Source organism: Cupriavidus sp. FW306-01-F10A (genome assembly GCF_058782785.1).
The window spans coordinates 42194-67418 of the sequence record NZ_JBYSYA010000019.1 but is presented as its reverse complement, the minus strand read 5'-3'; the positions used below and the strand labels follow the sequence as shown (position 1 = coordinate 67418).

The following is a 25225-nucleotide window of genomic DNA, read 5'->3' as shown; positions in this document are numbered from 1 at the left end:
CCAGAGAGGGTTTGCTCCCTCTTCCGCTTGCCGGAGAGGGAGCACGCAATCGCTGATCAGGCGTCCGGCTCCACCGCCCCCCGCGCAGGCTCCGCGCCGCTGGCATCGCGCAACCTGCTCAGGCTGATCAAGGCCCCCAGCGCCGCCACCACCGCCGCCAGATACAGCGCAATGCGCGCCGCGCCGGTCGGCGTCAGGCTGAACAGCAGCGCCACCACCGCTGTGCCGCTGGTCTGCCCCAGCAGCCGCGTGGTCGCCTGCGCACCGCTGGCGCCGCCGCTGCGCTCGGGCGGCGTGGCGCCGATCATGGCGCGGTTGTTGGGGGACTGGAAGAAGCCGAAGCCCGTGCCGCACATTGCCATGCGCCAGACGATGTCCAGGCTGCCGGCGTCCGGGCCCAGCGTGGCCAGCCCGACCAGCCCGCCCGCCAGCATGGCCAGCCCGATGCCGGCGAGGATGCTGGCCGGATAGCGGTCCGACAGCCGGCCCGATACCGTGGCCATCACCGCCACCATCAGCGGCCAGGGCGTGATCAGCAGGCCGGTTTCCTGCAGGGAGCGGCCGAGCTGGTATTCGAGATAGAACGGCAGCGCGATAAAGGCCAGCATCTGCGTCATGAAAGAGCAGAACGAGGTGCCCACTGCCAGCGTGAAGGAGCGGCTGGCAAACAGGTCCACCGGCACCAGCGGCGCGGGGCGCCCGTGCTGGCGCCGCACCAGCAGCCAACCCAGCGCCACAGCGGCGGCCATGCCGGCGGCGCCTGCGATGCGCCAGCGGGCGTGGCCCAGGCCGTCGACGCCGAGGATGAACATGCCGAACACCAGCGCCGACAGCAGCGCGCTGCGGTAGTCGAACTCGCGCGGCTGCGGCGGCGTCGCCGGCAGCGAAGTGCGGCTCAGCACCAGCGCGACGATGGCCACCGGCACGTTGACCGCGAACAGCCATTTCCAGCTGGCGACCGCCAGGATCAGCGCGCCCAGCGACGGGCCCACGGCGATGGTCACGCCGACCACCAGCGCGTTCAGCCCGATGCCGCGGCCCAGGCGCGTGGGCGGGTAGATAAAGCGCACCAGCGCCGTATTGACGCTCATGATGCCGGCGCCGCCGATGCCCTGCAGCACGCGCGCGGCCACCAGCATCGGCAGGTTGACCGCCAGCGCGCACAGCAGCGAGCCCAGCAGGAAGGTGGCCAGCCCCGCCCGGTACACGCGCTTGTAGCCAAGGATGTCCCCCAGCGACGAGAGCGGCAGCAGGCACACGGTCACCGTCAGCTGGTAAGCGTTGACCACCCAGATCGTGCTGGACGGATCGGCCTGCAGCTCGCGCGAGATCGAGGGCAGGGCGATGTTGGCGATCGAGCCATCGAGCACGGCCATGATCAGGCCGAAGAAAACAGTGAGGATCGCCCAGGTCCGCTGTGGCTGGGGAAGGCCTTGTTCTGGCTGCATGGGGAGAGACATTGAAGACAATGCCGCGCCAGCATTGCTCAGGCATGGCCAGGACGGCCATGGCGCAGCGTTGCCATTATCGTCCCGCGTGGCGATGCTCGCAAATTCGCTAATTGTGGTAAGGCGCAGCGCGCCGCGTGCGCTATTCCGCTGCGGCGGCCTGTGCATAGCCGCCCAGCCGTTCAAGCAGGGCTTCGGCCGCGGCTGCCGCGGCCGGGGTCCACGCCTGCGCGGCCTCACACAGTGCTTCCAGTGCCAGGCATGCCTCGAAGATGGGCTGGCGGCGCACGATCATGAAGGCGCCGGCCGCGGCATGGGCCCAGTGCCGCAATGCCGGCAGGTCCTGCTGCGCAATGATGTGCGCCAATGCTGGCAGGTCTTGCTGCAGCTGCCGGCGCAGCATGGCTTCGTAGCGGCGGCGATCAGCAGCTTCGGCCTGCGAAGCCGCAGCCGGATCGTCATTGGTGCCAGGGGGCGGGGCCGCGGCATCCCTGCGACCGGGCAGGCCATGCAGGCACGCCTGCAGGTCCTGCAACGACGCCGGCTTGGCGACAAAGCCGGAAAAGCCGCGCAGGCGCCAGTCTGCGCATGGCTCGCTGCCAGTGAATGCGCTGAAGGCCAGTACCGGCATGTCGGGACGCTGCGCGCGCACCGCGCGCAGCAGCGCATGGCCGTCCATGACTGGCATTTGGATATCGGTCAGCACGGCGTCGATGTGCGTGCTCTCCAGCGCCGCCAGTGCCTGCTTGCCGTTGCCTGCAACGATCGGGTGGCAGCCAAGTGCCTGCAGCTGTTCGGCGATCAGGGTCTGGTTCAGCGCATTGTCCTCGGCGACAAGGATCGTCAGCGGCGCCGCGGCCGATGCCGGGAGTGCCTGCGCCGCCGGCGCGCTGGCGTCTGCCGTCGCAAGCGCCGGCGTGGCGCCTTCGGCCGCCTGGGCCACGCAGTCGAGCAGCGCGCGGTGGCTGTAGGCCGTGACTTCGTGCATGCCGGGGGCGCACTGGCGTGGCCGATGCGGGCCCTCCTGCGTCACCCACACGACCGGGACCTTCGCCGCATCGCGCAGGCCGGCCAGTGCGGCCAGGGGGTACTCTTCCGTGGCGACGATAACGCGTGGCACCTTGACCTGGAAAGACGCCAGCGCGGCCGCCTGCGATGCCAGCACATCGGCACGCCAGCCTGCCGTGGCGAGCCACGCGGCCAGGGCCTCGCCGGTACGCATGTGCTGGCACAGCACCACCACGTCGCCGCACTGCGCCGCGGCGGGCGGGACCGGCGGCAGCGGCGTGCCAGCGGCCGGGGCCAGCGGCACCGAGACCGTGAACGCGCTGCCCACGTCCGGCACACTGTCCACGCTGATGCTGCCGCCCATCAGCTCGCACAGGCGGGCGCAGATCGACAAGCCCAGGCCAGTGCCGCCGTAGCGGCTGGCAGTTGCGGCATCGCCCTGCACGAAGGGCTGGAACACGCGCGCCGCCAGCGACGGCGGCATGCCGATGCCGGAATCGCTGACGCGGCAGACCAGCCGCTGCGTGCCGTGGTGGTCCTGGCGCAGCTCGCCGCTTAAGGTGATGCGGCCGCTGGCAGTGAACTTGAAGGCGTTGCTCAGCAGGTTGTTGAACACCTGCGCCAGGCGCATGCGGTCGCCTGTGACCTCAGCATCCAGCGATGGCGACAGCTGCAGGTGGAAGCGGATGGGACGGCCGGCCACCATCGGCGCATGGGTCAGCGCCACGCTTTCCAGCGCCTCGACGGGGCGGAAGGGCGCGTTGACCAGCCTGAGCTTGCCGGCATCGATCTTGGAAAAATCCAGCACATCGTTGACGATCCGGCGCAGCGCCTCGGCGGCGCTGTCCAGCGCCCTGAGCCGGGCCGCATGTGCAGCCAGGCCGCTGCCGCGCGCGAGCAGTTCCAGGTTGCCCAGCAATGCATTCAGCGGCGTACGGATCTCGTGGCTCATCGCGGCGAAGAAGGTCGAGCGTGCGCGCATCATCGCCTCGGTGGTCTGCTGGGCGGAGCGCAGCTGCTCTTGCAGTGCCTGCTGCGCAGTGCAGTCCTGCACGGCGCAGAACAGCACTGCCTCATCGCGGTAGCGCGCCGGCGCGTAGGTGATTTGCAGGAAGTGCTGGGTGGCGTCGCCGTGGCCGGGTGGCTCATCCGCCGGCGCGCGCGGCGGTGCCGCGACGGTAAAGCTGGAAATGGACGCTTGCCCGCTGCCGCCACCGCATGGCTGTCTTTTGAATGCCTCCGCTACCGCATCGGGCAGGTGCCCATGGGGCTGCCATTGCAGCAGTACGCCGGCCAGCGGGTTCGACGTCAGGACGGCGTAGTCGTGCTGGCGCACGATGCACAGGCCGATCGGCGTGGCATTGACCAGCACCTGGTTCATCAGCTCGCTTTCCAGCGCACGCGAGGCTTCGGCGTGCGTACGCCGCAGCAGGTGCCGGCTCCAGTGGCGCGCGGCCAGCCCGATGGCGCCGGTCAGCAGCAGCATGGCGCCGGCGATCACGGCCAGCTCCGCTGCCAGCGCCGTGCCCAGCATGCGATACGGCAGGTGGTAGACCAGCTGCCCGAAGCCTGCCGGCAGCGGCTGCACCAGCCGCATGCCCGATGGCGTGACATCCAGCATGCTGTGCGACAGCAGGCGCGTGCCGGCTGCCACATCGTGGACGCTGGCCGAGGTTGCCGGCCAGTCGCGCGGCGATACATCGATGACCTGACCGGCTGGATTGAGCAGTGCCAGCAGCGCCGGATCCTCCGCGCGCTGCAAGTCGGCCAGGAAGGCGTGCAGGGGCACGCAGGCGGCCACCAGCATGGTGGGCGTGTCGCCGGCATAGGCGGCGCCGGCCAGCACCATGACCGGGGTGTCGTCCACCGGGTGGCGCAGCGGACCCACCCAGACCTGCTGGTCGCGCGCCGGCACGCTGCGGCCGCTGCGCTCCAGCAGCGCCTGGGTCAGCCATGTGCGCAGCAGCGGGATCAGCGCCGGGTCGAGCGCGAGCGGTGGCGCGCCGGCCTCGGGCTGGCTGATGACCACGGCGCTGTCTTCGTTCAGCGCGACCGCGTAGGCCCCGTGGTCGAGATCGAACGCCTGTTGGGTGGCCACCGCAGCCAGGGCAATCTGCCGCAGCCGCACGTACTGCGCCGGCAGCCCGGCGCCCCAGCCCTGCCGCGTTGCCTCGGTGGCAAGCAGGTGATAGTCCTTGCGCACGGCATCGACGTGGAGGCTGGCGGTGCCGGTGCGCCGGAAGGCCCCGAAGCCGGCATCGCGCGACGGCTCCGGTGCGGGCGCATCCAGGTTGTAGCGGATGCCCAGCACGGTGCGCCGCAGGAACGAGGACTCGTTGTGCAGCAACTGCGAGACCGAGCTGGCGTACCGCGAGACGTCGCTGCGCCGGTAGTCCAGGTGCTGTTCCGTGGCCAGGCCGGCAAGCAGCACGCCCGAGAACAGCACGATGGCGATCAGCACCGCGATGGTCGCTGAATACAGGTGTTGCTGGCGGCGCGCATTGTCGGCAAGCGCATCGAAGGCGCTGGCCAGGGTTTCACGGGTACGGTCGACGGTTTGCTGCATCGGCGGGTCCGGCCATGTCAGATCAGGCGGTTTTCATAGGCGTAGCGGATCAGCCCGGTATTGGTCTGCACTCCCAGCTTGCGCATGGCCACGGTCTTCTGGCTGGAGATTGTGCTGACCGAGCGGCCGAGCTTGCCGGCGATGTCGGTCAGCTGCAGGCCCTGCGCATAGAGCCGGATCACTTCCAGTTCGCGCTGCGTCAGTTCGGTGGCCGGTGCACCGGCGAGCGTGGCGTGTTGCAGGATGGCGTGCACCGCAGGCGAATAGAAGCAGCTGCCGCTGGATGCGACGTGAATGCAGGCGCGCACGACCTCGTCCAGGTGGTCTTCCTTGCTGACGAAGGCGCGCACGCCAAGCTTCATGGAGCGGCGGATGATGGCGGGATTGGACTGGGCGCTGATCACCACCACGCGCGTCAGCGGATGGCGGCGTGCCAGGCGGCCCAGCAGGTTGAAGCCGTCCAGCGAGGTATCGCCGTGGCCCATGCAGAAATCGGTGATGGCGATATCGGCGGGATGCTGGTCCAGCGCGCCGAGCAACTCGGTGCCGTTGCGGCATTCGCAGCTGATCTGGACGCTGCCGCTGCGCTGCAGGCAGTCGCGCAGGGCGGCCACGACCAGCGGGTGGTCGTCCGCCAGGGCGACACGCAAGACTCCGTCGTACATAGCTATCTCCGGATGGGCGGCAACCGGTACACGCCGGTTGCACTGGGCGATTGCGCCACCACAAATCCGAAATTCTGGCTATGTTCCGCGACCCATTGAATCGTAATTCTGCTAGTTCAGGGAACTTGCATGAGGCGGGCATGGACACGGCCAGTTCGGCAAATGCGTGACCTGTCCATTGAACAGCGCCATGCCGCGATGCTTGACCTGGGTTTGCGCAGCATTGCGGCGCTTGTTCCGCGGTGAGCGCGACCAGCTATTTGCCTCATGTCAATGCGTGGCGGAAGACGCATTCACGTAGCGGCAGGCAGGAGCACGGGGAGAGAAAGTGAATTCGCGGTGACTTCGCCGCGTGCGCGCAACGCGCCGGCTCCGGGCGGCGCGAACTTTCACGCTTCGGGGCGCGGACCGCTGTCCTAGAATGAAGCTGACACGCGCCCCGCGGCGCGTGCACCGCGTTGGGGAACGCCATGCCCGTCTACCAATATCGCTGCGAGAAGTGCGGCCATATGTTCGAGAAAACCGAGCATCTCGCAGAACACGCCTCTGCCCATCCGAACTGCCCGAACTGCGGCAGCCAGTCCGTCCAGCACGCACCGGCCCCGTTCGTGGCAGTGACCCAGCGCAAGAGCTGAGTCCGCTGAGTCCGAACAACTACCTCCCAGGAGGGTTTGCGGCCCGCCGCACTTGTGCGGCGGCCGCGCGGGTGTGCCGCCGGCCGACGGCCGCGGCATGTCTTTCCAGGCGTGGTGCCCGTGCACCACGTGCGTTAGCGCTGCGCGCAAGCGGCGATCTCAACCTTGACGGAGGATGCCATGGCAACGAGACCGTTCACCGAATTTCCCGCCGACGAGCAGCAACAGGTCCTGCAGGTATGCAGGCATGTCGGGCTTGCGGCCGAGATGTTCGAGATTTTCGAGGAAAGCCGCGAGGCCGGGGTGCGGCGCATCAGCGTGCGCCGGGTCGGCACGGACAAGACCAGTATCTACGAGGCAGGCCCCGATTCGGTCTGGGTCGAGGAATTCGAGAGCGACCTGGAGTGCGGCCTGTTCGGCCAGGTGACGGCCTGACGGCGCGGCTCAGTGCCGTCCGCGTTCGCCGGTGCGCGACACCACTGACGCGCCGGCGATCAGCTCCTTGAGCAACGCCAGCGACGCCGCACCGCAGGTGCGGTACGGATCCAGTTCGGCGCGCGCCGAGAACTTGAGCAGGGTGGCGGTGTTGATGCGCGCCGCATTGACCTGGCCCATCGCCCAGCCGGCAAAGTCGCGCGTGCAGGTTTCCTCGAAATGCAGCAGGGTCACGTCGTGGTGGCGCGGGTCGCGTGCGATCGCCTGAAACAGTTGTGACACGTCCTGGCGGTCGCCTTCCAGCGCCTGCAGGAAGATGCCGTTGCCGTGGCACAGCACCCCGGTGATGCCGTGGCGCGGATTGCGTTCCAGGCTGGTGGCCAGGATGGCGTCGAGCAGGGCGGCGTCGATGGCCTGGCGGGCACGGCTGGCATAGAGCAGGCGGACTAGCATGGTCGTGGCGCTCGGTTGTGGCGGCTGGTGGGCGGGGCGTGCGGCCTAGCCGCGGTTGTGGTTCAGCAGCGTGAGGAACTCGCGGCGCAGGCTGTCGTCCTTCAGGAACGAGCCGCGCATCACGCTGTTGGTCATCTTGGCATCGGTGTCGCGCACGCCGCGCCAGTGCATGCAGAAGTGCTCGGCCTCCATCACGATGGCGAGGCCGTCGGGATTCATCTTTTCCTGCAGCAGGTCGGCGACCTGTGCCACCGCCTCTTCCTGGATCTGCGGCCGGCACATGATCCATTCGGCCAGGCGCGCGTACTTGGACAGGCCGATCAGGTTGGAATGCTGGTTCGGCATCACCCCTACCCACAGCTTGCCGATGATCGGGCACAGGTGATGCGAGCAGGCACTGCGCACGCGCAGCGGGCCGACGATCATCAGTTCGTTGAGCTGGCCGACGTTGGGGAACTCGGTCACCGGCGGGGCCTTGGCGTAGCGGCCGGCGAAGATCTCCTTCAGGTACATCTTGGCGACGCGGCGCGCGGTTTCCTGGGTGTTGTGGTCGTTGTCGACGTCGATCACCAGCGCGCGCAGCACGTCTTCCAGGCGCGCCTGCACTTCGACCTGCAGCTGCTCCATCTCGCCCGGCTCGATGTAGTGCGCAATATTGTCGTTGGCGTGGAAGCGCTCCTGCGCGGCCTCCAGCCGTGCGCGGATGCGGGCCGAGACGCTGTGGGCGTGGGGGTGGCCGGCATCGTCGCCGGCGTTGCTGTCCTTCGCGCGGTGCGCCGCGTCCTTGCTGGTCATGGTTATGCGTGGTGGGATGGATGACTGCGCAGCGGGTGTGCCGGATTCACTATATGGCAGATGCCGTGGCCTCACAACCCGCGCGGGGCGCGGCAGGATGCGGCGCGGTGGGCCGATTACGCCACAAGCCGGCGTTGCTCCGTGAATAGTTCATGACATCGCTAAAGCCCGCGCCGCACAACGCCGACAAGCGCACATAATGTCTACACAACGCCAGGCAGCCCGCCATAAAGCCGCCGGCACCCGGCCGCTGCAGCGCGGCCTGACTCTTTGTCGGGAATAACGTCATCATGCCGATTGCCTTTCCGTGCAGCAGCCTGATGCTGCTCCATGTGGTCACAGTGCCGCTGCCGGCCACGCCGGTGGAAACTGGCGTGGCGGAACACCACGCCAGTGCCGTGCGCCATGGCGCGACCGGCCTGCGCCGGTCCCTGCTGCAGCCCGCCGACATCCCCGCGGCCAATGACGCCGCCACCAGCTGAGCCAGCTGTTCAAAGAAGCAAGAGCGCCAGTGCCGGCAGCATCGCTGCCGGCATCACCACGGCCCCCACGCGCAGGAACTGGCCGGCGCTGACCATATGCCCTTCGCGCCGCAGCGCCGTGAGCCACAGCAGCGTGGCCAGCGAGCCGGTGACGGACAGGTTGGGGCCAAGGTCAATGCCGACCAGCACGGCACCGGTCACGGCATGCGAGGCGTGTCCGCTCGCCAGCGCCGAGGCGGCGATCAGGCCGGCCGGCAGGTTGTTGGCGATATTGCCCGCCAGCGCCACCACCGCGCCCACGCCCAGCAGGGCCAGCGCGCCGCCGTCGCGCGACGCCGCTGCGACGGCATCGGCCAGCTGGCCGATCACCACGGTCTGCTCCAGTGCCGCGACCAGCACGAACAGCCCCGCCACCATCGGCAACACCCCCCATGACACCTCGCGCAGCGCCGACACCAGCAACTCGCGCCGGGTCGCGCAGACCAGCAGCAGCGTGGCCACGCCCGCCGCGCAGGTCGGCCAGCCCAGGTCGTTGCCGCGCAGCGAGGCCACCAGCAGGATCAGGCCGGTCAGCACGATGCCCAGCGCGGCCAGCCGGGCCTGCGGCGACAGCGGCGGCACCGGCACGTCATGTTCGATGGGCTCGGCCAGTGCCGCGCGCTGGGTCCACCACAGCGCCGCCAGCGTGGCCAGCACCGCGGCCAGCGACGGCAGCGCGAAGCTCGCCAGCCAGCCCGCCAGCGGCGGCATGCGTTCGCCGAAGATGACCAGGTTGGCCGGGTTGGAGATCGGCAGCACGAAGCTGGCGGCATTGGCGATGAAGGCGCACGCGTACAGGTAGGGCAGCGGATGCCGGACCCGCGCGGCGCGGGTGGCGGCCAGCACCGCGGGCGTCAGCACCACGGCGGTGGCGTCGTTGGACATGAAGGCCGTCACCAGCGTGCCGAAGCCGTACACCAGCAGAAACAGCCGCGGCGCCGAGCCGCGCGCCCGGCGCACGGCGAGCGCGGCGACGTGGTCGAACAGCCCGGTCTTGCGGGCCAGCTCTGAGACCAGCATCATGCCCGCGAGAAACAGGTACACGTCGTAGCCGCGCAGCACTGCCGCCAGCGCGTCGGGCAGCGTCATCAGGCCGGTGACGCACAGCAGCAGGGCGCCGGCGGCGGCCCAGAAGGCTTCGGGCAGGCGGAACGGGCGGAACAGGACGCCGGCCGTGGTCAGCGCGGCGACCGACCAGATCAGCAGCGGGGCGTGGCTGGACATCGGGATCGGGGACAGTGGAAAGCCGGAAGTCTACAGCCTGGCGTCCGCGGGGACGGCCGGCGTGGCAGCGCCGGGCGCCGGCAGGCCAGTTGCCTCGCTGGTGACGGGTGTCGGCGCGGGGGCAGCCGGGGCCGGGGCCGCGGTCCCGCCGAGGTTGCTGGCGACCGGATCGACCACCGGCGCCGCCGCGGGTGCCGGCGGCGGGAAGCCGATAGCGGCGATGCCGTGGCTGCCATCGGCATACTCCGCGTACATCCAGTCATCGCCCACGCGGACCACGCCGGCGGGCGCTTCGGCTTCAGGCACGGGCGCGCCCGCAAGGCGGCCCTCCATATAGGCGGCCCACACCGGCAGCGCGGTGGTGGCGCCGAATTCATGCTCGCCCAGGCTGCGGTTGTCGTCGTAGCCCATCCACGCCACCGTGACGACGCCGCCGGCGTAGCCCGCGAACCAGCCGTCGACCGAGTCGTTGGTGGTGCCGGTCTTGCCGGCCACGTCGGCGCGGCGCAGGTAGCGGCGCACGCCGGCGCCGGTGCCGTCGTCGACCACGCTGCGCAGCAGGCTGTCCATGACAAAGGCGTTGCGGGCGCTGATCACGCGCGGCGGGGCCGGGCTGTCCGCGGCGTCGTCCGGCTCGGCAGAGAACAGCACCTTGCCCTCGCTGTCGGTGATGCGCGCGATCAGGTAGGGCTCGATGCGGTGGCCGCCGTTGGCAAAAACGCCATAGGCCGCGGCCAGGCGCAGCGGCGAAGTGGTGCCGGTGCCCAGTGCCAGCGGCAGGTAGCGCGGCAGCCGCCTGGGCGCGAAGCCGAAGCGGCTGGCGAACTCCACCGTGTACGGGATGCCGATCGCCTGCAGTGTGCGGATCGCCGGCAGATTGCGCGATTCGGCCAGCGCCTGGCGCACGGTGATGGGGCCGACAAAGCGCCCGTCGTCATTGGACGGCTGCCAGCGCGAACCATTGGGCAGCGGCGCGTCGTTGATCAGCGTGCCGGGCGACACGCCGCGCTCCAGTGCCGCCGCATAGACGAAGGGCTTGAAGGTCGAGCCCGGCTGGCGCTGCGCCTGGGTGGCGTGGTTGAAGCGGCTGGTGGCAAAGTCGGCGCCGCCCACCATCGCCTCGATCGCGCCGGTGGCGCTGTCCAGCGATACCAGCGCACCCTGCGGGCCCTGCGGCAGGTCCTTGACGAACTTGCGGTGGCGCCGCGCGTAGCCTTCCAACCCGCCGTGCACCGCATCGTAGGCCAGCGTCTGGCGCACCGACGACACCGTGGTGTAGACGTTCAGGCCGCGCGTGTAGGCCTCGTCGCCAAAGCGCTCGCGCGCCAGCTGGCGCGCGAGTTCGGCCACGTACTCGGCATGCCCGGCAAAGCTGCCGGGGCTGTCGTCGGAGACCGCCAGGCGCGCGGCGCGGGCCTCGCGGTAGTCGTCCTGGCTGATCATGCCCAGCGCCAGCATGCGGCCCAGCACATATTCCTGGCGCCGCTTGGCGCGCGCGAAGTTGACCACCGGGTTGATGGACGAGGGGGCCTTGGGCAGCCCCGCCAGCATCGCCGTCTCGGCTAGCGACAACGACGCCAGCGGCTTGCCGAAGTACGCATGCGCGGCGCTGCCGAAGCCGTAGGCATGCTCGCCCAGGTAGACCTGGTTCATGTACAGCTCAAGGATGCGGTCCTTGGGCAGGGTCTGGTCGATGCGCCAGGCCAGCAGCATTTCATACCACTTGCGCGCCAGCGTCTTCTCGCGCGACAGGTAGAAATTGCGCGCCACCTGCATGGTGATGGTGGACGCGCCCTGCGCATAGCCCTGGCCCAGGTTGGCCAGCGCGGCGCGCAGCACGCCGGGCATGTCGACACCCTCGTGCTCGTAGAACTGGTCGTCCTCGGCTGCCAGCAGCGCCTGGACCATGCGCGACGGCATCTGCCCGAAGGGGATGAACTCGCGGTGCTCGCTGCCGAACTCGCCGATCTGCACGTTGTCGCTGGTGTAGATCCGCAGGGGCACGTCGGGCCGGTAGTCGCGCAGGGCGTCGACTGGGGGAAGCTGCCGCAGGCTTACCACCGCGGCAAAGCCGGCAAGCAAGGCACCGGCTGCAGCCAGCGCCAGTACGGCACCGCCTGCCTTGACTGCGATTTTTTTCATGCGCGCATTTTACCCGCTGCCTGACTGACCTTAGCGGCTGGCCGCCAGCGGCAACGGGTTGCCGAGCTCGTCATGATCGATGGGCGGCGTGCCGGTGGTGGCCGGCGGGGTAGGCGGGGCGGGCTGGGCCGTAGCCACGCGCAGCCTGGCCTGGCCGTGATGCCGGGCAAATTCGCACAGCGCCAGCCAGGTTTCCTCGCGTTCGATAATGGTGAAGTGATTCGTGGCTGGCACGGTCTGCAGCGCCACCGGGCCGGGCCAGGCGGCCATGAGCCGCTCCGAGCATTCATGGGGCACGACTTCATCGGTCTCGGCCAGCAGCACCTTGGTGCTCTGCACGACCTTCTTGCAATGCGAGATCGAATCGAAATGGTGGCGCATCAGCTGGCGCAGCGGCACCAGCGGGAAGCGCTTGCGCACCAGTTCAAGCAGCGAGTCGTAGGGCGTGATCAGTTGCAGGCTGTCGAAGTCCTGCAGGTCCGCCAGCTGGATCGCGACGCCGGTGCCCAGGCTGCGCCCCACCACATGCACGCGGGTGTCGGGGAAGACACGCCGCGCATGCAGCAGGAACTGGCTGGCGTCGGCCACTGCGGCGCCCTCGGACGGCAGGCCGTCGGAGTGTCCCAGGCCGCGGTAGTCATAGGTGGCGAAGGCCATGCCGGCGGGCAGCCAGCGCGCGTACTGCAGCGTTTCGAGCACATCCTCGCCACGCCCGGGCAGGTAGAACAGCAGGTCGCGCACGTTGTCGCCGGGGCTATGGTAGATGTAGCCGCGCACCACGCCGCCGGGGATCAGGTGCGAGTAGCCAATGATGCCGTCGGGCAGGTCGCGCGGCGGACGCCGGCGCGCATCGAACAGCAGCCGCTCCTGGTTGAGCGTCAGGTAGGTCCAGTAGCAGGCGAAGCCACTGGCAGTCATCAGCGCGGCTGCCAGCGTACGGCGGGTGATCAATGGCATGGCTAGTCTTCAGTGTCGCTGCCAGGCGAGGCGCACCAGCGCCGGCCTTGCCGCCCAGCCGCGCAGCCTACCTCATTTTTGTCAGGCGCGAGCGTGTAGCGCAAGCCGGCCGGCGCAGTTCTTGTACGATATACCTCATTCACGCGCGCGCACCCCCTCCCGAGACGGCGCGCATACGGAGCAAACAGGCATGAGCGAGCAGAAACACGAGCAATACCGCGCCGAAGAGGCGCAGGCGATGGAGCGCGTGGTCGCGGCCACGCGGCAGGTGCAGGTGGCCTTCACCGCCTTGCAGGCCCACTATCCGCCGCAGGGCAGCGGCAAGCCATCCAAGCTTGCGCTGCAGACGTTCGATGCGGCGCTGCAGGCGCTGGAAGATGCCCAGGCCACCTTCGACGAGATCCTGAACGACCTGCTCGACGAAAAACGCTGACCCCGGCCCGGCATGGCGCGGGGGCAATACATGGCCGGGAGCCTGTGATAAGGTTGCCGGACTACAGCCGCCCGGCCTGCCGCCGCACCTGAGCTGCACGGCACGCGCCACGGGACGGCAGGCAGCGGCCGCGACGCGCGCCGCCTGCTGATACAGGAGACCCGCCGCCATGCACCGTGCCGCCCATCCCGCTGCGCTTTCCGATGTTGCCCGCCAGGCTGCCCATGTCGACCCGGCCGATGCCGACCGCGCTGGCCTGATCGCCCGCGCGCATGCGCGTTCGGCCGGCTTCGGGCTGGATGTGCGCCATGCGCCCGGCTTCGATGCCGTCAGCCCGCGCGCGCTGGGTGAGCTGGTGGACGCCAGCCGCGACCTGTACCGCCATGCCTTGCCGGTGATGGAGACCCTGCACGCGCAGATCGCCAATACCGACAGCATGGTGCTGCTGACCGACAGCAGCGGAGTGATCCTGCACAGCCTGGGCGACGGCGAATTCGTCGCGCGGGCGCGGCGCGTGGCGCTGGCACCGGGGGTATCGTGGTCGGAGCCGAGCAAGGGCACCAATGCCATCGGCACCGCACTGGCCGAGGCCCGTCCCACCCTGATCCACGCCAGCGAGCATTTCCTCGAGTCCAACCACCAGCTGACCTGCTCCTGCGCCCCGATCGCCAGCCCGACCGGTGCCATCCTGGGCGCGCTCGATGTCAGCGGCGATCATCGCGGCTTCCACCGGCACACCATGGCGCTGGTGCGGATGTCGGCGCAGATGATCGAGAACCACCTGTTTGCGAACCACTTCCCGGACGCGCTGCTGGTGCGCTTCCATGCGCGGCCCGAGTTCGTCGGCACGCTGTTCGAGGGCATGGCGGCGTTCTCGCCCGACGGCGCCTTCCTGGCTGCCAACCGCAGCGGCCTGTTCCAGCTGGGGCTGGCCCCGCACGCGCTGGCGGCGGCCAGTTTTGCCGGGTTGTTCGGCCAGCCCGTGCGCGTGGCGATGCAGGTGCGCAGCGGCGCGGCGGGGTCGCTGCAGACGCTGACGCTGCCCAGCCGGGTGCAGGTGTTTGCCCGCATCGAATACCTGGCCGCGCCCATCGCGGTGCGCCAGCCCAGCGCCGAAGACCCGCTGCCGCCGGCACTGGCCGCGCTCGATACCGGCGACGCCGCCGTGGCCGCGGTGCTGCGCCGCGTGCGCAAGGTCAGCGGGCGCGATATCACCATCCTGGTCCAGGGCCGCACCGGCACCGGCAAGGAGTGGCTGGCGCGCGCCATCCACGCCGCCTCGCCGCGCGCCGGCGGGCCTTTCGTCGCGGTCAACTGCGCGGCCATCCCCGAATCGCTGATCGAGGCCGAACTGTTCGGCTATGAAGAAGGCGCCTTCACCGGCGCGCGTCGCCGCGGCAGCGAGGGCAAGGTCGTGCAGGCACACGGCGGCACGCTGTTCCTGGACGAGATCGGCGACATGCCGCTGGCACAGCAGGTGCGGCTGATGCGCGTGCTGCAGGAGCGCGCGGTCACCCCGTTGGGCAGCGCTCGCGCGCTGCCGGTCGATGTGCGCGTGGTCTGCGCCACCCACCGCGACCTGCGCGCGATGATTGCCGATGGCGCTTTCCGCGAAGACCTGTACTACCGCATCAATGCGCTGGCCGTGACCCTGCCGCCGCTATGCGAGCGCAGCGACCTGCCGCTGCTGGTCGATCGCATCCTGCAGCGGCAGTGCGAAGAAGCCGGCCTGCCGTCCCCGGTGCATGTCGACGCGCAGGTGCTGGCGCTGCTGCGCCGGCACCCGTGGCCGGGCAATATCCGGCAGCTTGCCAACGTGCTGCGCACCGCGGCGATCCTGGCCGAAGGGGAGGTGGAGATCGGGGTGGAACACCTGCCGGAAGGGTTTGAGCAGGAGTGCGGCGATGAGGCGGAGCGCTGTGACGCGGCGGCTGCCGTGCAGGCGCCGGCGCCATCAAAGTCCGCCCGCATGCGCGACTGGGAAGCAGGCCTGATCCGACAGGCGCTCGCCAGGCACGGCGGCAATGTCAGCCACGCGGCGCGTGAGCTGGGGGTGTCGCGCAATACGATCTATCGGAGGTTGAGGGAGGGGTTGGAAGGCGGCGAGGAAGCGGAGCGCTGAAGGACTTCCTATCCTGCTTGTTTGCTCCCTCTCCCGCTTGCGGGAGAGGGAGCACTCCGTCGGCAAGCAACTACCGACATCAGCAAGCAATCATCCTCACAACCCCGGCTGCGCCGCGAGCCACGCGGCCTCTTCATCGCTGAACAGCTCCGACCGGGTCAGGAACCGCTTCCCCGTCCGTCCCTCCAGCGAGAACATCCCGCCCGCACCCGGCACCACATCGATCACCAGCCGCGTGTGCTGCCAGTACTCGAACTGCGCCCGCGTCATGTAGAACTGCGCGCCGCTGATCTCGCCCAGGCAGACATCGGCTTGCCCCACCAGCAGTTCGCCGGCGGGGTAGCACATCGGCGCGCTGCCGTCGCAGCAGCCGCCGGACTGATGGAACATCAGCGGGCCATGCCGCGCGGCCAGTTCCGCGATCAGCGCGAGCGCGGCCGGGGTTGCCACCACGCGTGCGACCGGCGCGGTGGCGGGAGCGGACGTCGAGCCCGCCATGGTCAGAAGAACCCGAGCGCGTTGGGGCTGTAGCTCACCAGCAGGTTCTTGGTCTGCTGGTAGTGGTCGAGCATCATGCGATGGTTCTCGCGGCCGATGCCGGACTGCTTGTAGCCCCCGAATGCCGCATGCGCGGGGTAGGCGTGGTAGCAGTTGGTCCACACGCGCCCTGCCTGGATGCCGCGGCCCATGCGGAATGCGCGCGCCCCGTCGCGTGTCCAGACACCCGCGCCGAGCCCGTAGAGCGTGTCATTGGCGATGGCCAGCGCCTCTTCCTCATCCTTGAAGGTGGTCACCGATACCACCGGCCCGAAGATCTCTTCCTGGAAGATGCGCATCTTGTTGTGGCCGGCGAACACGGTCGGCTTGACGTAGTAGCCGCCCGCGAGATCGCCGTCCAGCACGTTGCGCTCGCCGCCGGTGAGGCACTGCGCGCCTTCCTTGCGGCCCAGGTCGATGTACGACAGGATCTTCTCCAGCTGTTCGGCGGACGCCTGCGCGCCGATCATGGTGCCGGTGTCGAGCGGATGGCCTTGGCGGATCGCGGCCACGCGCTTGAGCGCGCGCTCCATGAAGCGGTCGTAGATCGATTCCTGGATCAGTGCGCGCGACGGGCAGGTGCAGACCTCGCCCTGGTTCAGCGCGAACATGGCAAAGCCTTCCAGCGCCTTGTCGAAGAAGGCGTCGTCGGCGGCCAGCACATCCTCGAAGAAGATGTTGGGCGACTTGCCGCCCAGTTCCAGCGTCACCGGGATCAGGTTCTGCGACGCGTACTGCATGATCAGCCGGCCGGTGGTGGTCTCGCCGGTGAAGGCCACCTTGCTGATGCGGGGGCTCGATGCCAGCGGCTTGCCGGCTTCCAGGCCGAAGCCGTTGATCACATTGACCACGCCCGGCGGCAGCAGGTCGCCGATCACTTCCATCAGCACCAGGATCGAGGCCGGCGTCTGCTCCGCGGGCTTGAGCACCACGCAGTTGCCGGCGGCCAGCGCCGGCGCCAGCTTCCAGGTGGCCATCAGCAGCGGGAAGTTCCACGGGATGATCTGGCCGACCACGCCCAGCGGCTCATGGAAATGGTAGGCAATGGTGTCGGCGTCGATCTCGGAGATGCCGCCTTCCTGCGCACGGATGCAGCCGGCAAAGTAGCGGAAGTGGTCGACCGCCAGCGGCAGGTCGGCGGCGGTGGTTTCACGCACCGGCTTGCCGTTGTCGATGCTCTCGGCCACGGCCAGCAGCTTCAGGTTGGCCTCGATGCGGTCGGCGATGCGGTTCAGGATATTGGCGCGCTCGGTGGTCGAGGTGCGAGCCCACGCGGCCTTGGCGGCGTGCGCGGCGTCCAGCGCGGCGTCGACATCCTGCTGGCCGGAACGCGGCACGCGCGTGAACGGCTTGCCGGTGATCGGCGTGATCGATTCGAAGTACTCGCCGCCGGCGGGCGGCACCCAGGCGCCGCCGATGTAGTTCTCGTACTGCTGCTTGTAGGGGTTGCTGACGCCCAGCTGGGCGATTTCCGCCATGTTCATGTCTCGCTCCGTTCAGAGATTTCTGTGGTGTCGTCACGGCATTCCGGCCGTGCGCACGGCAGGCAGATCGCAAGAGCTGTGCCGGGGCGTGAATCGAACGAAAAAACGGGGAAAAGCGAGGGGCGAGTGCGCGTGGCACGGGTGGGAGATGTCACGCGCCGGCACGGCTGTGCCAGCGCGTGACACCGGGTGTTCCAGAATGGAACACCCGGGGCAGGGCTTCAGTGCCCGGAGCCTGCAGCGCGCAGCGCCTTGACCGCGGCGGGCGTCACGTCGGCCGGCTGGCCGCCCCAGGTGGCGCGCAGGTAGTTGGCCAGCTGCGCCAGTTCTTCGTCGCTCATGCGCGCGGCAAAGCCCGGCATGTCCTGCATGGCCTCCAGGCCGGGGAAGCGCTGCGCCTCGATGCCGTCGAGCATCGACACGATCAGGTTGCGCGCGTCGGTGTTGCGCACGGTCGAGTTGCCGGCCATCGATACCGCCACGTGCGGCTTGCCTTCGCCCTCGCGGCCGTGGCAACCGGCGCAGACCGCCACATAGTGGCGGCGGCCCGGCGCCAGTTGCGCGGCATCGGCGTTGACGGGCTTGACCGGCTGCGGTGCGGGCGGCTTGTCGCCCAGCAGGTAGGTCGTCATCGCCGCCAGGTCGCCCTGGTTCAGGTACTGGCTGCTCAGATGCACCACCGGGTACATCTCGCCGAAGGCCGAGCCTTGTGGCGCGATGCCAATGGCAAAGAACTGCTGCAGGTCGGCCGCGGTCCAGCCGCGTGCGGCCAGCCCGGCCGGGGTGATTTCCGGCGCGCCCACGCGTGCCAGCGCGGCGCCGGCCAGCGGCTTCGACAGGTCCAGCCGGCCGAACGCGGCGCGCGGCGTATGGCACTCGGCGCAATGGCCGAGCGCATTGGACAGGTAGCGGCCGCGCTGCCACGACTCGGAATTGCCGGCGGAGGCATCGGGCAGCTTGTCCTCCAGGAACAGCAGGTTCCAGCCCGCCAGCGCAAAGCGCAGGTTGTACGGGAACTGCAGGTCGTGCGGGCGGTTCGGCACCGCGGCCGGCTTCACCTGCATCAGGTAGGCATACATGGCATCGGTATCCGCGCGCGACAGCCCGCGGTACGAGGTGTACGGCATCGCCGGATAGAGGTGCTTGTCCGGGGTCTTGCCGTCATGCAGCGCGGTGTAGAAGTCGTCTGCGCTCCAGTTGCCGATGCCGTGGGTCTTGTCGGGCGTGATGTTGGTGCCGTAGAACTTGCCGAACGGCGAGGCCAGCTCAACGCCGCCGGCAAACGGCGCGCCCTGCGACGCGGTATGGCAGGCGGCGCAGTCGGCCGCGCGCACCAGGTAGCGGCCGCGCGCGATCTGTTCGGCGGGCGGCAGCTGGCCCTTGGGCGCCTGGTCGGCGGCAGGCGCGACGGCTTCGGTGTTGCCGCCACAACCGGCCACCAGCGTTGCGGCGGCCAGCGCGGCAAGGGCCGCGCGGGCGAAATTCAGGAAGGCGGGGCGCTGCATCACTTGGCGCTCCCGCTGTCCTTGACCAGTCCAGGCGTGCTGGTGATCACGTCCTTCACGGCCTCGAAGTAGCGCACATAGCCCGTGCAGCGGCAGATATGACCGTCCAGCGCGGTGGTGATGGTCTCGTCTACCTTGTCCTTCGCCACCGGCTTGCGCTTGAGCTGTTCCACCAGGATGGTGGCGCCGTTGACGAAGCCCGGCGTGCAATAGCCGCACTGGAAGCTGAAGTGGTCCAGGAACTTCTGCTGCACTGGCGTCAGCTCCACCACCTCGCCTTTCTCGTTGCGCTTGCCGTGGCCTTCCACGGTGCGCACCTTGCGGCCCTGGAACCAGTGCGCGCCGGTGATGCAGCTGCGCACTTCCTCGCTGGTGCCGTCGGCCTTGTCGTGGATCACCACGCAGGCATGGCAGATGCCCTGGCCGCAGCCCAGGCGCGAGCCGGTCAGGTCCAGGTATTCATGCAGGAAGTCGATCATCATCAGGCCTTCGGGCACGTCGAGCGGGCCGACCTCCTTGCCGTTGATGTTCAGGGAAAGCGGTTGGGTGGCGATGCTCATGCCAGTACCTCCTGGATCTTTTCGGCCGTGACCGGCAGGTCGGTGAAGCGGTGGCCGATGGCATGCGCGATGCCGTTGACGATGGCGCCCACCACCGGGATCATCACCACCTCGGCGATGCCCTTGGGCGGGTCGGTTTCAGAGACGGGCGGCAGCACCGTGCCGGTCTGGGTCCACACCGCCACGTCGCTGGCGCGCGGCAGGTGGTAGCGGTTGAAGTTCCAGGTGCCGTTGCCAGGGCCGTCCTCGTAGAGCGGCAGGGTTTCATGCAGCGCGTGGCCGATGCCCATGGCGATGCCCCCCTGCAGCTGGCCGGACACCAGTTGCGGCGACAGCTGCGTACCGCACTCCATGATGGAGTGGTGCGACAGCACCTCGACCTTGCCGCTGGCCTCATGCACCGACAGCTCGACCAAGGTGCCGACCGCGCTGTAGTACGTGACCGAGGCATTGTTGCGCTGGGTGGTCGCGACGTAGACCTTCTTTCGGTCGAGCACGTCGTAGCCGCCGCTGGTGCGCATGCGCGCCTTGCGCGCGCCGTCGGCGCCATCGCCGTAGCGTACCGACAGGCCATCCACCGGCAGCCGCGCGGCGTGCCCGCTGATGTCGAAATCGGCCTCGCTCCACTGCCAGCGGTTGAAGACGTGCACGGTGGCGCCGGTGACCAGGCCCATCTCATGCGCCTTGGCTGCCAGCTGCTCCAGCGGCAGCGCCTGCAGGCCGCCGGCGCTGAGCTTGCCCTCGACCCAGCGCGCGTCTTCCACGCGCACTACCAGCGAGGCCGCCTGGCCGCCGCCGATACCCTGGCTCCAGATCGCCATCGCCGCCGGCCACAGGCCGTGCATGAAGATCACGCGCGCGGCTTCGCGCGTGCTGTGGGTGAAGTAGTAGGCCGAGTTGGTGGCGCTGGCGGGCGAAGCGTACGACGGCGACCAGCGCGGGTTGGCGCACAGCCGGTCCTGCTCGGCCTGGCTCATCAGGTACGGGTCGCCCGAGGTCACCACCGGCAGGTCGGCCCAATCGGTGACCGAGGTACGCACCTCGGCCGCGGGCTTGCCCAGCCAGCGCGCCACCGCGGCGGCCTGCGAGGTCGACATGCCGGTGCCGATCTCGGCGCCGGAGTGGTGCAGCGCGATGCTGCCGTCGGCCTTCATCTCGACCCTGGCAAACGAAGCTTCGGCACCGGTGCCGAAGTCCTTCTGCACGCAGGCAAAGCCCACGCCGTAGCGGCGGCCGGGGTTGGCGGCTTCGTACTCCGCCTTCTTCTTCGCGCGGCCGGTCCACAACGGATGGACCTTCGCGGCTTCCAGCACTTCATCGACACGGATCGCGCCGGCCGGGATCGCGCCCTGCGTGTTCTTCATGCCCGAGCGCAAGGCGTTCTTCAGCCGGAACTCGATCGGGTCGAGCTTGAGCTGCTCGGCGAACTCGTCGACCATCATCTCGGTCGCGGCCATGCTCTGCAGCGTGCCGTAGCCGCGCGCTGAGCCTGCGTCGATGGCGCGCGAGGCGATTGCCACCGCGGTCAGGTCGTTCTTCGGGAAGTAGTAGATCGATTGCGCGGCGGTGGCGCCCACCATCGCCACCGAGGGCGAGAAGTTGGCGCGGCCGCCGCCGTTGGCCTCCAGGTCGCCCTGGAAGGCCTGGAACAGCCCGGTCTTGCGGTCCACCGCGATGCGGTAGCGCATCTTGAAGGCGTGGCGCTTGATCGAGGTCTGGAACTGCTCGTAGCGGTCGTTGGCCAGGCACACCGGCTTGCCCTCGGCATAGAGCGCCGTGACCAGGCCGTAGAACGGGAAGTTGTAGTGGTCCTTGGAGCCGTAGCCCACGGTGTAGCACGGGTGCAGGAACACCTGCTTCACCGGGAACGCGCCCTTGGCCTTCGCCAGCATCTCGGCCGCGCTCTCGGCGACCTCGATCGGGGACTGCGTCGGCACCACCAGGTGCAGCGCCTGCGCCGCGGCGTCGTACCAGCAGTTGGCGTTGTCGGGCTCCAGCGCCGCGGTATCGACCGACTGCGAGTTGTACTCACGCTCCAGCACCAGCCAGTCCTCGGGCGGCCTGGCCAGCTGCGCGCGGATCGCGTCGGCGTGGTACATGCCCTGTTCGCCGAGCTGGCCGTGGTCCTTGCCGTCCGGCCACACCGGCTGGTGCTTGCGCATCATGCTGGGGAACACCGGCGCGTTCTTCAGGCTGGAGAACACGTCGTCGTCATACGGCGTGGTGCCGCCCACGCGCACGAAGCGGAAGGTGCCCCACGGATCGCGTTCCAGCGCGCCGGTTTTGGCGCCGTAGCGGATCACGTCGTCGCGGAACTTGAGCTTGTCCTTGGCAAAGCGGAAGCGCGCGAAGTCGTGGTAGATCAGGATCGCCACCGCATGGCCCAGGTAGGCCGGAGTCTTGCCCGCGGGCAGCAGCATGTCTGCGCCGTAGAACGCGGGGAAGGCCACGCCGTCGCGGGCGAGGTCTTCCGCGGTGACCACGCGGTCAGGCATCAGGTCGTCGCCGAGCGCGGCGAGGTCGAAGCCCTCATAGGTGCGGTCGGCCTGCGTGGCGCGCAGGATGAAGGCGTGCGATTGCTGCTGCGGCCAGTGCGGCATGTCGCGCGAGCGGATATCGCGCGCGAACACCTTGGCGCCGGTGACCTTGGCAATGCCGTCGATGCGGAATTTCGGGACGCCGGCCTTGGGGTCCCACTGGACCGGGGTCAGGAGCTTGTCTTCGAACAATGCCGCGAAGGCTTTGCCGCCGATGGGTGCGATATAGACCGACACCCCGGCCACGACGCTGGCTTTCAGGAAAGTGCGCCGTGAAGGGTTGAAGCTGGGCATAAGGATTCCTCGGGAATGCGCTGCTACTGCAGCCGGCGCGCGACGTGTGGGATCAACGGGGATCGTGACAAGATGGCCGAAGCAGTGCCTGGCTGCATGCGGCGATGCCGCGTGCGTGGGCCTGGCTGCGTAGCCGTGGCGCCGGAGAGGGCTGGTGAGAGGTGGGGCAATGTCTTGTTATCTGTCGTGGCACGGCCTGGCGCGCTGACCGGGCGATTGTGCGTTGACGTCAGGGTATACCGCAAGTCGAGGTGTGGAATAGCGGTTATCAGCAGGGGTTGATACCCGCGGCCGCGCGGTTGTGCATTGCGTCATGGCGCGGGCCGGTGCCGCGAGCCATGCCTGGAGCCGTTATCTGCACGAAGAGACAGGCAGATCCATGCCGCGCGGGCGGCGGCAGGGATCGAAAGAATTCAGATCGCCGCCAGAATCATTCATATCCTGGCGTGCGGCCGGCCGTGCAAAGACCGGCCGGACAGGTGAAGGCGTCTAGCCCTGCCGCTGGCGCCGGCTGTCGGGCACGAAGTGCTGGAGCGAACCGTCGCCATAGGCGCGCTGCACTTCGGATATCACCACGTGATAGCCGTCATACCACTTGCGGTACTGGCGCTTGGCGTCCAGGTGCCGCGGGTGGGTGGCGAAGGCCTGCAGGGAGTCCTTGTCGCGCCAGTAGTAGCTGGCGTTGGACAACTGGCCATCCGGCGAACGCCAGGACTCGGCACCGACAAAGCCGGGTATGCCGGCGGCGATCTCGTCGATCAGGGCGCTAAGGCGGTGGAACTCGTCATCGGCCTGGCCGGGCCGGTAAATAAAGGCTGCGATATACATCAGGGGCTCTGCGTGGGAAAAGGCTTCAGGCCGGGCGTGAGGTCAGCACCAGCCGCAGCGCCAGCAGCACCAGCACGGCTGCCAGGCCGCGCGACTGCAATGTTGCCGCCTTGGGATGGCGTGACAGGAAGCGGCGCACGGTGCCGCCAGCCGCGCCGAGCAATGCGTGAAACACGGTGGCGATCACTGTCAGGACCAGGCCGAGCACGAGCAGCTGCCGGGCCACGCCGCCCTTGCCGGGATCCACGAACTGCGGCAGGAAGACCATGAAGAACAGCAGCGCCTTGGGATTGAGCAGGCTGTTGAGCATGGCGCGCACGAACACCGAGCGCAAGGAGGCCTGCGTCACCACTGCCTCTTTCAGCGCAAGCGGCTGCCGCAGCGCCTTGGCCGCCATCCACAGCAGATAGGCCGCGCCGGCATAGCGGATCAGGTCGAACGCCGGCGCCCACGCCATCACCAGGGCGGTGATCCCGGTGGCTGTCAGGACCGTGAGGATCAGGTCGGCCACGGCAATCCCCAGTGCCGTCGCAACGCCGCCCCGAAGGCCATAGGTGATGCCATGTGCCATCACGAAGGCCATGTTCGGGCCGGGTGACAGGAGCAGCAGCATCACTGCCGCGGCGAAGATCGACAGGGTGGTCAGGGCAATCATGTGCAGGAAATGGTTAGCGTTGACTAGGCATGCAGGCTATTCTTCTGGCCTGATACACGCAAAGCATTGTTCTAGATACAAAGCATGGCCCACGCGCGCTACAAGATCATTGTTGACGAGATTGCCGCGCGCATTCATCGCGGCGAACTGCCTCCGGGCACGCAACTGCCGACGGTGCGTGCGCTGATGAAGCAGTACGGCGTCGCGCTGGCGACAGCGGCACGCGTCTATGTCGAACTGGAGGCCGTCGGCCTGGTGGTCGGCGAGACCGGCCGGGGCACGTTCGTGCGCGATACCTCGCTGCCGCGCGGCCTGGGGCTGGAGCAGCATCCGGTGCGCGCCGGCGCGGTGGACCTGACTTTCAACTATCCGTCGCTGCCCGGGCAGGTTGAACTGTTGCGCGATGGCTTGCGCAGCATCGCGGCTTCGGGCGACCTTGACGCGTTGCTGCATTCCGCGCCGCAGGGCGGGCGCCCGCACGAACGGCAGGCCGTTGCCCGGCACCTGCGCAACCGCGGCATCCGGGTGCCGGGCAGCCAGGTGCTGATCGTCAACGGCGCGCAGCAGGGCCTGGCGGTGACGGTGATGGGGTTGCTCAATCCCGGCGACGTGGTGGCGGTTGACGCGCTGACGTACCCGGGCATGAAGGCGCTGGCGCAGTTGTACCGGCTCGACCTGGAGCCGTTGCCGGCGACCGCCGCGGGCCTGGACCTGGATCGCCTTGCCGCGCTCTGCAAGCGGCGTCCGGTGCGGGCGGTCTACACCATGCCGACCATGCACAATCCGCTGGGCTATGTCATGAACGAGGCGGACCGCGGCCGCCTTGCGGCCCTGGCGCAACGGCATGATCTGCTGATCATTGAAGATGGCGCCTACGCCTTCCTTGCCGAACCGGCGCCGAAACCGGTGTTCACCTTCGCGCCAGAGCGGACCGTCTACGTCTCGGGCTTGTCGAAAAGCGTGGCATCGGGACTGAGGATGGGGTTCGTCGCGGCGCCCGCGCCGCTGGTGCCGGCCCTGGAACGCGCCATTCGCGTGTCAACCTGGAACACGCCGTCGCTGACCGTGGCGCTCGGCTGCCTCTGGATCGAAGCCGGCATCGTCGATGACCTGGAAGATCGCAAGCGCAAGGACGCCCGGCGCAGGCAGAGCCTGGCGCGGCGCATCTTGCGCGGCTGCCGCGTCACGGCGCACCCGTCTTCATACTACCTGTGGCTTGAACTCGAGGAGGACCTGCGCGCCGACCAGGTCGTGGCCGCCCTGGAGCACGAGGGTGTGCTGGTGACGACGGCCGAGCCGTTCGCGGTCGGCGCGAGCGTGCCGCATGCGCTGCGGCTGGCGCTCGGGTCGATCTCGATGGATGCGCTGGAGCAGGCGTTGCGCAAGGTCCGGCGGGCGGCAGCCGGCTGAAGCGGCGGCAA

The 25225-nt window shown here is 68.9% G+C and carries 21 protein-coding genes; 6 read left to right on the top strand and 15 right to left on the bottom strand.

Annotated features, from left to right (window positions below; translation table 11 throughout):
• Nucleotides 1–56: 56 nt before the first annotated feature.
• From AC3WLF_RS23585 to AC3WLF_RS23575, 3 genes are all read right to left on the bottom strand, one after another.
• Complete coding sequence (locus AC3WLF_RS23585; RefSeq protein ID WP_492353288.1) at nucleotides 57–1448, bottom strand: MFS transporter; 1392 nt, start codon at nucleotides 1446–1448, stop codon at nucleotides 57–59.
• Between the two features lie 142 nt (nucleotides 1449–1590).
• Nucleotides 1591–5022 carry an ATP-binding protein gene (locus AC3WLF_RS23580; RefSeq protein WP_492317348.1) on the bottom strand — a complete coding sequence of 1144 codons (3432 nt, stop codon included), beginning with the start codon at nucleotides 5020–5022 and terminating at the stop codon, nucleotides 1591–1593.
• Nucleotides 5023–5039: 17 nt separating this feature from the next.
• Nucleotides 5040–5687 carry a response regulator gene (locus AC3WLF_RS23575; protein ID WP_492317349.1) on the bottom strand — a complete coding sequence of 216 codons (648 nt, stop codon included), beginning with the start codon at nucleotides 5685–5687 and terminating at the stop codon, nucleotides 5040–5042.
• 470 nt (nucleotides 5688–6157) lie between these two features.
• Here AC3WLF_RS23575 and AC3WLF_RS23570 point away from each other — a divergent pair, with 470 nt between their 5' ends.
• Both AC3WLF_RS23570 and AC3WLF_RS23565 read left to right on the top strand, forming a co-directional pair.
• Entirely contained in the window at nucleotides 6158–6322 is a 165-nt protein-coding gene (locus tag AC3WLF_RS23570; protein WP_010812787.1) for an FmdB family zinc ribbon protein, read from the top strand.
• Nucleotides 6323–6502: 180 nt separating this feature from the next.
• The gene (locus AC3WLF_RS23565; RefSeq protein WP_492317350.1) at nucleotides 6503–6757 is read left to right on the top strand and encodes a hypothetical protein; all 255 of its coding nucleotides are present in this window, start codon (nucleotides 6503–6505) and stop codon (nucleotides 6755–6757) included.
• Between the two features lie 9 nt (nucleotides 6758–6766).
• Here the strand turns inward: AC3WLF_RS23565 and AC3WLF_RS23560 are convergent, their stop codons facing one another.
• Together AC3WLF_RS23560 and folE are read right to left on the bottom strand one after the other, a co-directional pair.
• Nucleotides 6767–7210 carry a BLUF domain-containing protein gene (locus tag AC3WLF_RS23560; protein ID WP_010812789.1) on the bottom strand — a complete coding sequence of 148 codons (444 nt, stop codon included), beginning with the start codon at nucleotides 7208–7210 and terminating at the stop codon, nucleotides 6767–6769.
• Nucleotides 7211–7255: 45 nt separating this feature from the next.
• Complete coding sequence (gene folE / locus AC3WLF_RS23555; RefSeq protein WP_492317351.1) at nucleotides 7256–8005, bottom strand: GTP cyclohydrolase I; 750 nt, start codon at nucleotides 8003–8005, stop codon at nucleotides 7256–7258.
• Between the two features lie 290 nt (nucleotides 8006–8295).
• Here folE and AC3WLF_RS23550 point away from each other — a divergent pair, with 290 nt between their 5' ends.
• Entirely contained in the window at nucleotides 8296–8487 is a 192-nt protein-coding gene (locus AC3WLF_RS23550; protein ID WP_492317352.1) for an arsenite efflux pump ArsB, read from the top strand.
• A gap of 9 nt (nucleotides 8488–8496) precedes the next feature.
• Here the strand turns inward: AC3WLF_RS23550 and AC3WLF_RS23545 are convergent, their stop codons facing one another.
• From AC3WLF_RS23545 to AC3WLF_RS23535, 3 genes are read right to left on the bottom strand one after another with little or no spacing between them, the layout of a single operon-like run.
• Entirely contained in the window at nucleotides 8497–9750 is a 1254-nt protein-coding gene (locus AC3WLF_RS23545; protein ID WP_492358904.1) for an arsenic transporter, read from the bottom strand.
• A 30-nt stretch (nucleotides 9751–9780) separates the two neighbouring features.
• Nucleotides 9781–11892 carry a penicillin-binding protein 1A gene (locus AC3WLF_RS23540; protein ID WP_492356023.1) on the bottom strand — a complete coding sequence of 704 codons (2112 nt, stop codon included), beginning with the start codon at nucleotides 11890–11892 and terminating at the stop codon, nucleotides 9781–9783.
• 30 nt (nucleotides 11893–11922) lie between these two features.
• A complete protein-coding gene (locus tag AC3WLF_RS23535) occupies nucleotides 11923–12849 on the bottom strand; it encodes an alpha/beta hydrolase (RefSeq protein WP_492317355.1) in 927 nt (308 codons plus the stop codon).
• Nucleotides 12850–13039: 190 nt separating this feature from the next.
• Here AC3WLF_RS23535 and AC3WLF_RS23530 point away from each other — a divergent pair, with 190 nt between their 5' ends.
• Together AC3WLF_RS23530 and AC3WLF_RS23525 are read left to right on the top strand one after the other, a co-directional pair.
• Complete coding sequence (locus AC3WLF_RS23530; protein ID WP_010812795.1) at nucleotides 13040–13282, top strand: hypothetical protein; 243 nt, start codon at nucleotides 13040–13042, stop codon at nucleotides 13280–13282.
• A 169-nt stretch (nucleotides 13283–13451) separates the two neighbouring features.
• The gene (locus tag AC3WLF_RS23525; RefSeq protein WP_492353067.1) at nucleotides 13452–15404 is read left to right on the top strand and encodes a sigma-54-dependent Fis family transcriptional regulator; all 1953 of its coding nucleotides are present in this window, start codon (nucleotides 13452–13454) and stop codon (nucleotides 15402–15404) included.
• A 96-nt stretch (nucleotides 15405–15500) separates the two neighbouring features.
• Here AC3WLF_RS23525 and AC3WLF_RS23520 read toward each other — a convergent pair whose 3' ends face one another.
• From AC3WLF_RS23520 to AC3WLF_RS23490, 7 genes are all read right to left on the bottom strand, one after another.
• Nucleotides 15501–15902 (bottom strand): DUF779 domain-containing protein, encoded by a 402-nt coding sequence (locus AC3WLF_RS23520; protein ID WP_492317357.1) that lies wholly within the window; start codon nucleotides 15900–15902, stop codon nucleotides 15501–15503.
• Between the two features lie 2 nt (nucleotides 15903–15904).
• Entirely contained in the window at nucleotides 15905–17425 is a 1521-nt protein-coding gene (adh, locus tag AC3WLF_RS23515) for an aldehyde dehydrogenase (protein ID WP_492317358.1), read from the bottom strand.
• Between the two features lie 221 nt (nucleotides 17426–17646).
• On the bottom strand, nucleotides 17647–18930 hold the full coding sequence (locus AC3WLF_RS23510; RefSeq protein ID WP_492317441.1) for a c-type cytochrome: 1284 nt from the start codon (nucleotides 18928–18930) through the stop codon (nucleotides 17647–17649).
• Nucleotides 18930–19490: a (2Fe-2S)-binding protein gene (locus tag AC3WLF_RS23505; protein ID WP_114135696.1), complete on the bottom strand. Its 561-nt coding sequence runs from the start codon at nucleotides 19488–19490 to the stop codon at nucleotides 18930–18932. The genes AC3WLF_RS23510 and AC3WLF_RS23505 overlap by 1 nt, the downstream gene beginning before the upstream one ends.
• Nucleotides 19487–22321: a xanthine dehydrogenase family protein molybdopterin-binding subunit gene (locus AC3WLF_RS23500; RefSeq protein ID WP_492317359.1), complete on the bottom strand. Its 2835-nt coding sequence runs from the start codon at nucleotides 22319–22321 to the stop codon at nucleotides 19487–19489. Before AC3WLF_RS23500 ends, AC3WLF_RS23505 begins: the two co-directional genes overlap by 4 nt.
• A 489-nt stretch (nucleotides 22322–22810) precedes the next feature.
• A complete protein-coding gene (locus AC3WLF_RS23495; protein WP_035820889.1) occupies nucleotides 22811–23149 on the bottom strand; it encodes an antibiotic biosynthesis monooxygenase family protein in 339 nt (112 codons plus the stop codon).
• A 25-nt stretch (nucleotides 23150–23174) separates the two neighbouring features.
• Entirely contained in the window at nucleotides 23175–23804 is a 630-nt protein-coding gene (locus tag AC3WLF_RS23490) for a LysE family translocator (RefSeq protein WP_492317360.1), read from the bottom strand.
• 84 nt (nucleotides 23805–23888) lie between these two features.
• Between AC3WLF_RS23490 and AC3WLF_RS23485 the strand changes: the two genes are divergently transcribed.
• Complete coding sequence (locus AC3WLF_RS23485) at nucleotides 23889–25214, top strand: aminotransferase-like domain-containing protein (protein WP_492317361.1); 1326 nt, start codon at nucleotides 23889–23891, stop codon at nucleotides 25212–25214.
• The last annotated feature ends 11 nt before the right edge of the window (nucleotides 25215–25225 follow it).

Coding starts and splice junctions, on each gene's coding strand:
- AC3WLF_RS23585 (WP_492353288.1), bottom strand. CDS start 1,448: ATGCAGCCAGAACAAGGCCTTCCCCAGCCACAGCGGACCTGGGCGATC.
- AC3WLF_RS23485 (WP_492317361.1), top strand. CDS start 23,889: ATGGCCCACGCGCGCTACAAGATCATTGTTGACGAGATTGCCGCGCGC.
- adh (WP_492317358.1), bottom strand. CDS start 17,425: ATGAACATGGCGGAAATCGCCCAGCTGGGCGTCAGCAACCCCTACAAG.
- AC3WLF_RS23540 (WP_492356023.1), bottom strand. CDS start 11,892: ATGAAAAAAATCGCAGTCAAGGCAGGCGGTGCCGTACTGGCGCTGGCT.
- AC3WLF_RS23530 (WP_010812795.1), top strand. CDS start 13,040: ATGAGCGAGCAGAAACACGAGCAATACCGCGCCGAAGAGGCGCAGGCG.
- AC3WLF_RS23490 (WP_492317360.1), bottom strand. CDS start 23,804: ATGATTGCCCTGACCACCCTGTCGATCTTCGCCGCGGCAGTGATGCTG.
- AC3WLF_RS23575 (WP_492317349.1), bottom strand. CDS start 5,687: ATGTACGACGGAGTCTTGCGTGTCGCCCTGGCGGACGACCACCCGCTG.
- AC3WLF_RS23500 (WP_492317359.1), bottom strand. CDS start 22,321: ATGCCCAGCTTCAACCCTTCACGGCGCACTTTCCTGAAAGCCAGCGTC.
- AC3WLF_RS23545 (WP_492358904.1), bottom strand. CDS start 9,750: ATGTCCAGCCACGCCCCGCTGCTGATCTGGTCGGTCGCCGCGCTGACC.
- AC3WLF_RS23495 (WP_035820889.1), bottom strand. CDS start 23,149: ATGTATATCGCAGCCTTTATTTACCGGCCCGGCCAGGCCGATGACGAG.
- AC3WLF_RS23580 (WP_492317348.1), bottom strand. CDS start 5,022: ATGCAGCAAACCGTCGACCGTACCCGTGAAACCCTGGCCAGCGCCTTC.
- folE (WP_492317351.1), bottom strand. CDS start 8,005: ATGACCAGCAAGGACGCGGCGCACCGCGCGAAGGACAGCAACGCCGGC.
- AC3WLF_RS23520 (WP_492317357.1), bottom strand. CDS start 15,902: ATGGCGGGCTCGACGTCCGCTCCCGCCACCGCGCCGGTCGCACGCGTG.
- AC3WLF_RS23535 (WP_492317355.1), bottom strand. CDS start 12,849: ATGCCATTGATCACCCGCCGTACGCTGGCAGCCGCGCTGATGACTGCC.
- AC3WLF_RS23565 (WP_492317350.1), top strand. CDS start 6,503: ATGGCAACGAGACCGTTCACCGAATTTCCCGCCGACGAGCAGCAACAG.
- AC3WLF_RS23570 (WP_010812787.1), top strand. CDS start 6,158: ATGCCCGTCTACCAATATCGCTGCGAGAAGTGCGGCCATATGTTCGAG.
- AC3WLF_RS23510 (WP_492317441.1), bottom strand. CDS start 18,930: ATGCAGCGCCCCGCCTTCCTGAATTTCGCCCGCGCGGCCCTTGCCGCG.
- AC3WLF_RS23525 (WP_492353067.1), top strand. CDS start 13,452: ATGCACCGTGCCGCCCATCCCGCTGCGCTTTCCGATGTTGCCCGCCAG.
- AC3WLF_RS23505 (WP_114135696.1), bottom strand. CDS start 19,490: ATGAGCATCGCCACCCAACCGCTTTCCCTGAACATCAACGGCAAGGAG.
- AC3WLF_RS23560 (WP_010812789.1), bottom strand. CDS start 7,210: ATGCTAGTCCGCCTGCTCTATGCCAGCCGTGCCCGCCAGGCCATCGAC.
- AC3WLF_RS23550 (WP_492317352.1), top strand. CDS start 8,296: ATGCCGATTGCCTTTCCGTGCAGCAGCCTGATGCTGCTCCATGTGGTC.